Here is an 11,981-nt window from a genome sequence, read left to right on the forward strand (position 1 = left end):
GCGCCGGGAGTGCGGGGAGACCGGTTAAATTGGATTTCTTTTTTTGGATTTTGATGGTATTTGTACCATTTCATTTATTTGAAGTGCGGGCGGGAAAAGGCAAGTGTAGCCCTGTAAGGAAATGAAAGGGGTTCTCTTGCCGTGGGGTGCATCAAGGCTCTTTTCCCGGACTGCGAACTGACGACCGTTCCCGCGAAGGATGAGCGGGATTCAGGGAGACACCGGAGCAGGGAGGGAAATGTGCCGGAGCACAGGATTATCTTAAAATTGATTTATCCCTGTTTTTTATATCCGTTTATCCCCTGAGTCTTTGTCAAAAGTAACCAGGTTAAACATCTCTCTCATCCGGCTGCGGACCCGGTTTCCGTAACGTTCTTCCAGTTCTGAAGCAGAAAGATTGGTTGTTGCATGGGTTAACATCCCTTTGGAAACAAACAGGTCATAACGGCTGAGCAGGATTTCAGCCATAACATTACATTCATTGCCGTAATATTTCAGGGGTGGTTCCACGCCTAAATCATCAAAACAGTAAATTACCGGGAAAGTGCCGTTTCTCCCCATTTGGAATGCTCCTTTGCTGTATTTATTTACGATTTTAAAGCCTTCCGTTTCCAGTTCAAAACTGAGTTCGCGGGCAGGCTTTACCTGGTATTGTTTTTCAGTAGGACAGAAATAATTTATCAACTTCATCAAACTTGTTTTACCTACGCCGACCGGGCCATTTACAAGTAATCCTTTTTCTAAGTTCAGTCCTTTCCTATTGCAGTTTTCTTTATCGCCAATGGCATAAACCAACAGTTTGTAAATCACAGGATGATCCTGTTGCAGAATCCGGAAATGTTCGCCAAAAAGGGTTTTACCCTGTTTTTCCATCCATTTCAGGCAATCTGAGAGATTGAAATGGAACATCCCGTTTTTGAATTCGGCTATTTCTTCAAAGGGGCTCTGAATAATCTTTGTCGTTGTTGACATTATAGCCATTAGACTTATGATCTTTTTTTCTTTCCCCGTATTCAAATTTTTCTGGGGAATCCTGTTTATCCTTTGTATTGTTTTCTCTTTTAAAAAGCGTATCACTTCCTGTATGGTCTCCCGTATTGTTTCCGGTATCACTACCGGTATAGCTTCCGGTATCAAATCTGATACAGCTAACTTCGCTGCCGGAATGCCGGTTGGCCGAAGGAGAATACCGGATATAGCCCCACCTGTCCAGTTCTTTCATACATTTGGCATAGGTGTTTACTGAATTTATTTTTGACAGAACCATCAGTTCCGTACGGTTAATCCTGAACTTTCCGGCAAAGCGGTTCAGGTTCCAAAGCCGGAACAGAGCCAGGTAAAGACTGATATGATAAGGGTTCAGACAACTGTCTCCTGAAATACGTTCAAAAAAACCATTCAGGTGTTTGACATAGTTCATCAGGCATAATCAAATATCGCATCTTTCTTTTCCTGGTTTTTCTCCATCATTTTCCGGATATCTTCATAATCGTAAAAAATTACGGCACCAATGCGGGTAAACGGTAAAGTGCCCCTGGCCCGCATATTTTGCAATTTCCCCTGGGAGATTCCCAACAGTTTGCGGACCTCATAGGATTTAAGCCATTTTTTGGGAGGTTGTCCCTGATGTTCTTCCAGTAACTTTTTAAACTCCTGCAGGATTTCATTCTTAAATTTTCGCAGGTCTTCGGTGGTAATAATTTCTGCTGACATAACAATTTGTATTTAAATAATGCATTTTGAACTTCTCCAAAATTGCAGACTTTTAAATCAAACTGTTATACATACAATCTCAGGTGGTATTTTTTATTGTTAAATTATTTGTTGGCGAAAAAGAATTAAAATTACAGAAAATTGGCTTTCCGGGTTTTCATCAGTTCCTTCATGCAAGCCCGGTGGAATTTGCGCATTTCATCCAGTTTTTCCTGCGGAAGTGTCTCTATTTGTTCAATTTGTTTACGCTCATTATTCATTTCATGAAATGGAATAAACGGGCATTCGGAGACAGGTACGCCAAACGGGCATTTGGACATTGGATTAACAAGGTCGGCATTCTGACGGATTTTTTTGGTATTAAATGAAGACATGTTTTTCAGATTTTAATAAAAAGTAAGTTATTGGAATTTTGTGAAAAAAAGAGGCGTGAGACCGCAACTTACTGCTCCTAGGTGACGCCAATCACCCGCATAACAAATAAGCACAGCTCACGCCAAAGCGTGAGCGTCATACTTATTATTCCTGTTATGCTTAAAAATTGGCGTTCTTTAGGAGCAAGAATAAAAAGCTAACGCCTTTTATATTGTTTTATCCGGATCATTATCCGGATAAGAATTTCATATTTCTATGTTCAGCAAATATATAAAACATCATTTATGATTTAGTTGTAATATTATATGTTTCTTTTACCTGAGTTTATTATTCATCTTTCGTCTAATGATAGCCACTAAACGGCTTAAATATTTGGCGGGTTCATTCCGTTGTACCATTTCAGACGGAGCATGGTAAATATCCTTCTTAAGCTCAATATTAAACATCTTCTCGAAGGCTTCGGCCAAATCACTGATTGTGGCTTTTCCATGATTCACAGAACCGGCATAATAAATTCCATAAATAAATTCATAGGCATCCATCTTGCTATCTGTCCAAGATAGATTAGATTTTGACATCACCTGATCTTTTCCCTCCGGGTGTTCAATTTCTTCAATTTCTTTAGATATGTATTTGATTAACATTTCCTTTGCCATGATAACAGAAAAAGTATGGTCCCGGCAAGAAAAAAAATCCTCATTGAACAGCGATTGATTATCTTTTGCCTCCAACGGAATTTTTTCATTATTACGTGTAAAGTACTTTTCATCCAAATAGTTATGGTCGCAACGGTAATATTGGACTTTTACATAGTTCTTTTTCATGAACTTCAGTAGTTTTTTCTGTTCCCTTTGGAAAAATTTCTTAAGGTTTTTTCTATCAACATTCTGCCGGATGCTCTCAATGTCAAAAACCGCCTGATAATACAGAAGCTTGCTGTAAACTATTGGTTTAATCTTTTTGAAAAAATGAATTTCACTATTCTTATCCAGAAATCCTTCTTTTACAACCAACTCGCGCATCCTGTCAAGTGCTATTTTGCACAGTCCGATGGCAAATTCCAACTGTTCGAAAAGGTTGCCTGATACTTCATCTCTTTTTAATAATTCGGTTTCCAGTTCTGAAATAATCTGTTTGTGTGTTGTCATGGACTTGAGTTTAAAGGTTAGTAATATTTTTTAAATCTTCACGGTTTATTTCTGTATTTGATTTATATCAAAATGACAATAAGCTGTTTAATTCGGACTATATTAAAATTTCCTAGTTTATTGGTTTTGTGAAAAAATGGTCCGGAAATAAAAAAGCCAAAGATTAATTTCGAAGGATTAATTTTTTGAAGGGCGGATTTCATATCTTTTACGATATTTTCTTTTCGAAATTTTATAACAATTTGTTTAGAGGCGAACAGAATCATGGGATCAGGAATATTTAAATTATCTATCCAAAATATTCCATTTTTTGCAATACCAATCCGGCTACTCAATACGATGGTTTTAACATTTGAAAAGTCTCTTGTTATTAGATAGTTTGACCAATCTTGTTTAATCGTAAAATCTATAAAATCAGCAAAATTGTCCTTTAAAAATTCTGATAGCTCATCGTTATTTAATTCTGCTGAAACAATTCCTGATTTAACCAAATTTTTAATAAGCATTTTTTTAAAATACATCTCCAGTGATTTAATGATACTGTATGTTTATTATTCAATTATTATAAAACGATAAAGTGCACCTAATTTCCTCATTTAAATATTCCTAGCTGTCTGCTATTTCTTCCAGGATTTTCAGTTAAATCATCATCTAAATCTTAACGAGCCTCTTCTGCAATTTCTTCAAGTTTTTTCACAATTTTATGGTTAGATTCGTTGACATCGCATCGCCCTACAGGACCACGACGAAGATTACTATTAACCACCCTTGAATTGGTAGTTTCCATTAACCCGGCCGGGTATCTCATCTTTACCTATCTGAAATCCTTCATATGTTCTTCCGGAGTGTGGAAATACAAGTTTCCAAAAACCAACTTTAATAGTTTCCAAACTACTTTGCCGGTAGTAATAATAGAAAGTTTGCCGGGTATTAGCCTCAAAATTACCTTTTGAAAGAGGCAAAAGGTTTACTCCATTAATTTTGTCGATGTTTTGCGTATTGTAATCTATAGCACCGATGTTCGTTAAATCGCCATTACCAATGTCGTTAAGATATATTAACACGATATTGGGTAAATCGTTTTTCGCATAATGGTCTAGAACTTTACCCTTAATATGAGGAGTATCTTTAGTAAAGGGATAAGTTACATTGGTATAAATTGACATTCCATCCATCTTTAATTGCCAATTTGATGAAACACCAATATCATCCCAATAGCTAACATCGAAACCATTTTCGAAGAAATTCTCAGGTCTCAAATCAGGTGACTTCACCCAGTTAAATTTCCATGAACCATTTAATGATTCGTAAAAAATAAATTCTTCAAGATAATCTCTTATAGCTTGTTCTATATTGGAGCATTGGACATATATGCAGTGTGTCTTTTCATTTCTAATGCCTATTATCTGCTCATCCTGCCAGTCATTTGGTTGAGCACCAATAATTTTTATCTGTATCAAAAGCAGATTAAGAATTACTATTTTTATTTTATGAGATTTGAATTTTCTATATGACATCTTCTTTGGTTAAATAATTAGGATATAATCCTAATTGATTATATCTATTGTTCTTTATTCAATGCTAGACCTCTAAGCTAAAATCAATGAAGGAAGGAGCGGATATGACATTATAGTGTAGATGTCAATCTTTTTGATTAAAATCAAAGATCTCCCTAATTTTCCGAGAATACGCTTCCGCATAAATATTCATTCCCAAATCTGTAGGATGAGTCCCTTCCACCGTGCAATCCATACACATATCAATCTCATTCTTGGAAAGCAAATAAATTCCTTCTGAATAAATCTTCCTAAGTGATAGATAATTAATTTCCAATAAATCATTAATGCTTTTTACTTTTTCTAAAGACGATTTATTTACTAACTCTTGAGGGAATCCAGGATGTTGAACAAACAAGATAGGAGTCTTGGGATGGACTTTCTTTAGCATCTTAGCAGCCATCTCCATTTTTTGAGCTAGTTCTTGATTTGGAACTCCAATTAGGTTAGGTAAGCAATCAATGACATAAATGCTTGCTTTAATATCGGCAATGTATTTTATGATTTCAGGTTCCATTCTTCCATTTCCGGCAAATCCCAAATTGATAATCTCTCTATCCAGATTTCTTTGAAGAATGGAAGTCCAGGCCATACCTGGTCTTGAAGCCGCTGATCCTTGGACAATAGATGTTCCATATACAACAATGGGGAGTTTAATATCCTTTTCTATTCCTGATAGCGTAGCATTTTCAGGTATTCCGATTTCTAACCAATCAATAGCACATGACATTGGAAGATATAGCTGATAGTCGCTGTTTACATGTTCAACATTCATTGAATTTAAATGGCCAAATGTGTATACAATTGTATCACCAAACTGGAATTTCCCCTTACACCAAAACGGGGTTTCATGATTTTGATTGGTAACGTATAAATCTATTCCACTAAGCCCAGTGGCTGCACGGTGAGGTTTTTGAATGTAGTCCTCCACTTTATATCTAACATATATAGTAGAAGCATCCGTTGAAAAATTAATGGTAATACCTGTTGAAAATCTTGATAGTTTCCATAATTCATTCCTAACCTCTTTCTTTGCTGACAAGGGAAGTCTCTGAAACGGACTTTCTAACGCATTATGGTTCCATCCCTGACCTGAAAAATTAAATATAGGTATTTGATCCTCAATTTTATCCGATGGATCGTACCATCTTATATCTTGTGAAAAAATATTACTGGGAAGATTTAGAAGAAAGCAAAGAATAAATATCCATGAATATTTCATAAATAAAATTTTAGATTTTTAATATTGTTATCAATAGCTTCTGTGATCATTATATCGCCATAACCCATATCGTTGAGGTAGATTAACACGACATTAAATATAAATTGTCATTTTGTGCAGAACAGATCACTGAGAAAATGAAAATCAATGTTGATAATATTTTCAGCTTCATGTTATTTTTTTTCAAGGATACACCATGTATTAAATGTTGACTGATTATTCCATGTATTCCCTGCCGATGAAAAATCACAAAACTTGATAATTTGTTCGTTTCCCAGGTCTAACTCGAATGCCTTCCATATCCCGGTAGGTGCTTGAATTGGGATTATCTCAATGGCCTGTGGGGCTCCCGGTAATCGGATCGGGGCGAAAACATCACCTTCTGTAATCCTGACATCTCTCGATAAAACCAATGGACCGTAAAAAAATGTAACTGCCGGTTGTTGTGGCAGTGCCTCTTTTATTGTTAGTTTCTTTACATTCGAATATCGTTTATTCAGTGTTTCATTGCTTCCTCCTACATACTGAATATTAGACCATATATTTTCATAAAAATCAATATTATTATGTAATGTCTCCATTTTAGTTGAATCAAAAAACTCCCATCGTATTTTTATATCAAAGGCAATCTCCAATACATCGCCGTCATTCCACTTTCTATCAATAGACAACCAGGCTGAAGTATCCTCTTTTTTACAATCAGAACCATTTAGTTTCACTCCTGTTTTATTGCTCCATCCCGGTTGTCTGATAATAAATTTAAAATGTTCGGGCTGGTCCAATGATAGTTTGACCCTGATCTTTGAATCTCTCAAAAAATCTCCTTCTATTTTTACCCCCATATCTTTTCCTGATGGCAGTTTAGCAGTTCCCTCTCCTTCATTGAACAATGTCAGGTAGACCCCTTCCCCTCCTGATAACAATACCGCATCGGAAGCCTGTAATACTCCTCTTGGTAGATTATCTATACAACAATGATGATTGTCAAGGAAATGATTCAGGGCCGGAACATGGACGTGGGACATCCTGAGCCTCCTCAATCCCCAGGTGCCCTCCGGGTTATAGGAACACAACAGGGAATTGTAAAGCGACCGCTCGTATTCTTCGATGTATCTTTCGTCGCCGGTTTGTTTGAACAGAGCTAAAGAAAGGCGGTTCCAATACACGACATCGCATATCTCGGATACGGTATTGATAATGCCTGCTGAACCTACATATTTGTCATCGAAGCTTACGCTCCCTATTGGAGTCCTTTCCCAATCGCTCAATACCTGATGGATGTTTTTGGCTGCCTGGAGATAGGTTTCGTTCCCGGTTGCTTCATAGAGGCTGGCAAGCCCTTCCACACACGAAGTCAGCTCGTAACCCTTGGCCCAGTCATATGGGGCTGGGGCTTTAAACCAACGGTGTACCGGTATTCCTTCAAGGCCTTTGTTGAGTATATCCGGGAGTCCTTCGGGGTGCTTCTCCCATTGTCTCACGATATATTCAGCATATTCAAGGTATTTCTGTTCGCCAGTGGCCTGGTACAGTCTTACGATGGGCAAGAGGATTGAAGAACTTGGCATGCCATAGAAATTTCCTGTTTTCACTATGTCTGTCGCCCCTGGGCCTACCTCTGATATAAGGTTGTCTGCAAACCGCCTGGCTGTCTGAAGAATTGAATCGTCTTTGAGAAGATCCCAGGCCTCAAGGAGCCCCCACAGGGTATACTTCCGGGTCCATACGTTCCAGTTGTTGCCTTCCAGAAAATCTGAATGGGCATAGGTGCCGATATAGCCGTTTTCATCCTGCAATTTACTTATCCCTTCTACTGCTTCTGCAATCTTGGCTTTCAACTCATCAGAATGATAGTATTTTGCAGTAGCTATGGCTGAAAGAATGTACTTTCCCCAAAATTCCCCTCTCCACCTGCCATACTCGGGATAATTTTTATCGTCTTCGCGAAGACGGAAAGCTTCTTCTGTTTCAGGGTAGATCATGTCCCATTTTTCCTGGCCAAGGATACGTTGTTCCGAAATATTGTCGATATAATTTCCAAGGTGCCCGGAGAAATGCCATTCTCCGAAGACAAGTTCGCTTTCACTTTGCTTCTCGTTCGTATTGTTGTTGTTTGTTCGGCAGCTTACTGCTACACTTGATAATACAATCAGAATATAAATTAGACTTATTTTCATGTTATCACAATTTTAATATGATAAGGCTTAAAGCCTTTTGTTTCCAAACTAACGGTTTAGTATTTCTTCCTGTATCTGTTGAAATTTCACTCTTAAACTGTCCCGTAACATCTCATTTCCCGAAATTTCCATCAAGTTCCGTGTTTCTTTAACATCGTTTTTCAGATCATATATTTCTTCATAAACTGGGTTGGCTTCAGGATAAATAAGATATTTGTAACCTTGTGTTCTTAATCCTTGGGAAGGTGGGATTGTAGGAAACTGTTTCATTAGATGCTCGTAATAAAAAAATGTTCTCCATTTGTCTGTTTTGTCAGGAACCAGTAGTTGGCCAAGATCATTCCCCTGAACAGAATCTGGAATTTCAATACCGGCATAAGCGAGTATTGTTGGGGCAATATCAATATTGAGAGCTATCTCAGATATTTGTTTGCCAGCTAAATCCGGCTGTCGGGGATCGTAAATAATCAATGGTACACGAATGGAAGGCTCATGTCCGTACCATTTACCGGCCAGGCCATGTTCTCCAAGGTAGAAACCGTTATCACTGAAAAATATGATTATGGTATTTTTAGCCATGTCTTTATTTTTTAGTTGATCTCGAACTTTTCCTACTACTTCATCCAGACCGGTAATTAACCGGTAATAACCTTTTACTGATTCCTGGTATTGTTGTGGATTGGAAAAACGGACTTCCCAACGTTTCCTGGCTTCATTGTCTTTTTTGAAAAACGAAGGGAATTTTTCCCATTCTTCCAATGTATTGGTAGGTTCTTCCGGGATCGTGTCCTCTATATACAAGCCCTTAAACCGGGGGTTATAGATAAACTGCCTGGGATCACCGTCCTGGACATGGGGTGCCTTAAAGCTCACTGATAAACAAAATGGCTTGTTTTTACTGGTTGTCTCCATGAATTCGTTGATATGGTTCGCAACCAGATCGGTGTAGTGTATATAATTTCCGTTCTCATCTGTATTTTCATAATTAGGTTGGGTGGCTGTCCCCCAAAAATAATCGAAGTTACCAGCAACATTGTCCACGTTTCTGCCAATCCCGTATTTTCCGATGAATCCTACCTGGTAGCCAGCTTCCTTCATGAGCATCGGGTAAGTCATCGAAAACGCATAGGCATTTAACGGGGTCTTAAAGTCTTGTATCCCATGCCGGGAGACATACTGCCCCGTCAATATGCTGGCACGGCTGCTGCAACACACTGAGGTGGTAACAAATGCATTGTTGAAACGAATCCCTTTAGTGCCCAAACTGTCGAGGTTGGGCGTATGGATCTGCTTGTTACCGGCACATCCCATGACATCCCATCTCATGTCGTCGGCAAGGAGAAAGATGATATTCGGGGGGACTGGTCCCTCCTTCTCTATATTATTATCTTTAGTATGGCAACCAGATACCAAAATTGAAAACAATCCTGAAATTATAATTAACCTCTTGTTCTTCATACGTAGTTATTTAATTTAAATTTTTATCCATTCTTTATATTCATAACCTTTTCCAACCACCTCTTTTAAATCTCCCTTCTCACATGCCATCAAGTTATTGGTTTGAATAAGGATCATATTTCCCGCTCATCACTTTTTGTACGGCTTCCAGGTAATCTCCATCCAAACCTCCTATGTTGTACATTGCCATACTGTTGACCCCATATTATTCTTTCAGAAAGCTGTTGAGTGGCTTCTTTCGTTCTGCACACTACAGATGTGACAATAAGCTCTTCCTGAACGAGAGTCGGCAGAAAATTGTGAATTTCAAGTATTCCTTCCAGTTTATAGCCGACAGATGCCATTTCACTAAGAATAGCTAAATGCGCTTTTTAGAGATTAATGAGTTCAATCATATTAGAAACACCTTATCAATATCTCCGCTCCGTCCCAATATAAACAACTTATAAGGTCTATATTTCTAAAAAACCCTTGCCTCATAAAAACTCAATCCAAACTTATATCCAACAAAATGTTTTTCAACATGAGAGAGGCAAGGGATGACATAAATAACTCAATCGAAAACGGGCCTTCTAACACCTTCTCCTTCTTCCAACCATTCAATATTACTTTTCCAGGTTGCTACTTGCTCAGGCATGAAATACCACCCATGACTCTTTCTATTTTCAGAAACTGTTTCATACGGCAAATCGGTTCTGAAACTCTGTCCTGCATAACTCGTAATGATTGAGGCACCATCATTAACACTGTTTTTAAATTTATCCTCGATATAATCCAACGGCATTCCTGTACTCCGGTTATAACGGGATATCTCAATTTGGAGGCCCCATTTTTTTCCCGCAGCTTCCGCTACTTCTTTAACAAAAGGATACCTGTAACCTGTGGTATAACCTGCTACAATGTAATCTACATGTGGTAGCCTCACAATCTTTTCGATATCCTGACCCAATTCCCTACGCATCCAATGAACAGGCATTTCATAATAACAGCCCATCCAGTTAGGGTTTGACCTGTTTTCGACAAATGCAAGTGTCGTGATAGAGCGAAGCCATTTAGAATAAAGTTCCACTCGCCAATCATACCAATGTTCCCATAAGTCACTGTTCGGCCAATTGTTATCTTCTATAAGTCTATCTTCATTAGTCTCATTGATATTGATTGCTGGCAATCCTGCATTGGCATTGGTTGATGAAGGTACCTCTATTGTCGTTACGGGAAACTTTGCTTCCACTGCATTTGGGTAACCTTGTTCTTGAAGATACTCACGAAAAGAAGCCAAAGCTTCAACGGTGTAGGTAGGGCTTGTCCAATAGGTACTGACCCCAACAGTATTCGCTGTCAGGTTTTTTCCTGTCGCCCCTAGAATAACCTCATCAACATAGAACATTTCAATAGGGCCAATTGAATCAAACAGAATCTTGGCATTTTGGATGAACTCATGCTGGGCACTTGAAGAACCATAATTCCAATTCGTTTTTACAAATTCGCCTGTAGTGGGATCCAACCGTTCACCTTTGAGTTCATCTATATTATTTGGACGAAGCCTGCTCCAATTAAAACCAAAAGCAATTCCTATCCCATGGGCCCTCATCGTTTCCCTTACCTTACGGGACCGCTCGAAAAATTCTTGACTAGTAAGCAAAAAATTTGAAGCCCCCGCAATTGGCGAGGCGTCCCAGGACATCGCAAAACCAGCATCCCTCAAATCAATTGCAGAACTTTCTATTTGTTCATCCGTCGCGTTGAAATTTATATTGAGGCCTGTACCTAAAATGGTAGTGATTACCTTCCCCTGGTCTTCGTTGCTATTTTTTTTCGACTTTTCGAGTAATTGAGGGGCTATCTCCTCACATTGTACCAGGGGGAGTATCAAGGTCAGAAAAAATAGATTTTTTAAAAATAATTTTGCATTTTTCATTTCTGTTAATTTTTCAGTTAATAATATCCATAATGACAAATCAGCGTTGGATATAAGTAAGCCTGTAAAGCCTTTTTAAGGATCGACATGTCTACTTTGTGTTTTATTTACAACCAAGCATAAACGATGCAGTCAAATAACTCATCAGTAATAAAAAGTCAGGTTCTTAATCGGATTCTTCATCTAATAGTGTTTATTTTTAATCATTAAATACTTCTCTTTGTGTTTGGAATAGCAAGGCTTGTCTGTCTTTAGATACGTGAGTATAAAAGTTGCCCCATCATGGTAATATCGTGAACTAATGGAAGCTGCGAACTAAATTATTGTCTGCTTCTTTAAAATAGTTCTCCAAAAGCATATAATGTTAGAAAATGTAAATACCGGTACTTTACCCAGAATACGTTTTAGTCCATT

The 11,981-nt window shown here is 38.1% G+C and carries 11 protein-coding genes; all 11 read right to left on the reverse strand.

The window, feature by feature from the left end; translation table 11 throughout:
* Positions 1-285: 285 nt before the first annotated feature.
* Positions 286-981: a P-loop NTPase family protein gene (locus tag GM418_RS29910; protein WP_217447643.1), complete on the reverse strand. Its 696-nt coding sequence runs from the start codon at positions 979-981 to the stop codon at positions 286-288.
* Positions 935-1,420, reverse strand: a complete 486-nt coding sequence (locus tag GM418_RS29915; RefSeq protein ID WP_158871872.1) for a hypothetical protein — start codon at positions 1,418-1,420, stop codon at positions 935-937. Before GM418_RS29915 ends, GM418_RS29910 begins: the two co-directional genes overlap by 47 nt.
* Positions 1,420-1,713 carry a helix-turn-helix domain-containing protein gene (locus GM418_RS29920; protein WP_158871874.1) on the reverse strand — a complete coding sequence of 98 codons (294 nt, stop codon included), beginning with the start codon at positions 1,711-1,713 and terminating at the stop codon, positions 1,420-1,422. The genes GM418_RS29915 and GM418_RS29920 overlap by 1 nt, the downstream gene beginning before the upstream one ends.
* A 131-nt stretch (positions 1,714-1,844) precedes the next feature.
* Positions 1,845-2,087, reverse strand: coding sequence for a hypothetical protein (locus GM418_RS29925; protein WP_158871876.1), 243 nt, complete (start codon positions 2,085-2,087; stop codon positions 1,845-1,847).
* A gap of 315 nt (positions 2,088-2,402) precedes the next feature.
* Entirely contained in the window at positions 2,403-3,236 is an 834-nt protein-coding gene (locus GM418_RS29930) for an RteC domain-containing protein (protein ID WP_158871878.1), read from the reverse strand.
* A gap of 62 nt (positions 3,237-3,298) precedes the next feature.
* Positions 3,299-3,757, reverse strand: coding sequence for an LUD domain-containing protein (locus tag GM418_RS29935; protein WP_158871880.1), 459 nt, complete (start codon positions 3,755-3,757; stop codon positions 3,299-3,301).
* A 237-nt stretch (positions 3,758-3,994) separates the two neighbouring features.
* On the reverse strand, positions 3,995-4,753 hold the full coding sequence (locus tag GM418_RS29940) for a sugar-binding domain-containing protein (protein ID WP_158871882.1): 759 nt from the start codon (positions 4,751-4,753) through the stop codon (positions 3,995-3,997).
* 124 nt (positions 4,754-4,877) lie between these two features.
* Positions 4,878-6,014: an SGNH/GDSL hydrolase family protein gene (locus GM418_RS29945; RefSeq protein WP_158871884.1), complete on the reverse strand. Its 1,137-nt coding sequence runs from the start codon at positions 6,012-6,014 to the stop codon at positions 4,878-4,880.
* A 173-nt stretch (positions 6,015-6,187) separates the two neighbouring features.
* Entirely contained in the window at positions 6,188-8,191 is a 2,004-nt protein-coding gene (locus GM418_RS29950; protein ID WP_158871886.1) for a beta-L-arabinofuranosidase domain-containing protein, read from the reverse strand.
* Between the two features lie 48 nt (positions 8,192-8,239).
* Complete coding sequence (locus tag GM418_RS29955) at positions 8,240-9,649, reverse strand: sulfatase family protein (RefSeq protein WP_158871888.1); 1,410 nt, start codon at positions 9,647-9,649, stop codon at positions 8,240-8,242.
* Positions 9,650-10,202: 553 nt separating this feature from the next.
* Complete coding sequence (locus GM418_RS29960) at positions 10,203-11,567, reverse strand: hypothetical protein (protein ID WP_158871890.1); 1,365 nt, start codon at positions 11,565-11,567, stop codon at positions 10,203-10,205.
* Between the last annotated feature and the right edge of the window lie 414 nt (positions 11,568-11,981).

This window comes from Maribellus comscasis (assembly GCF_009762775.1).
In the GTDB taxonomy this organism is placed as follows: Bacteria; Bacteroidota; Bacteroidia; order Bacteroidales; family Prolixibacteraceae; genus Draconibacterium; species Draconibacterium comscasis.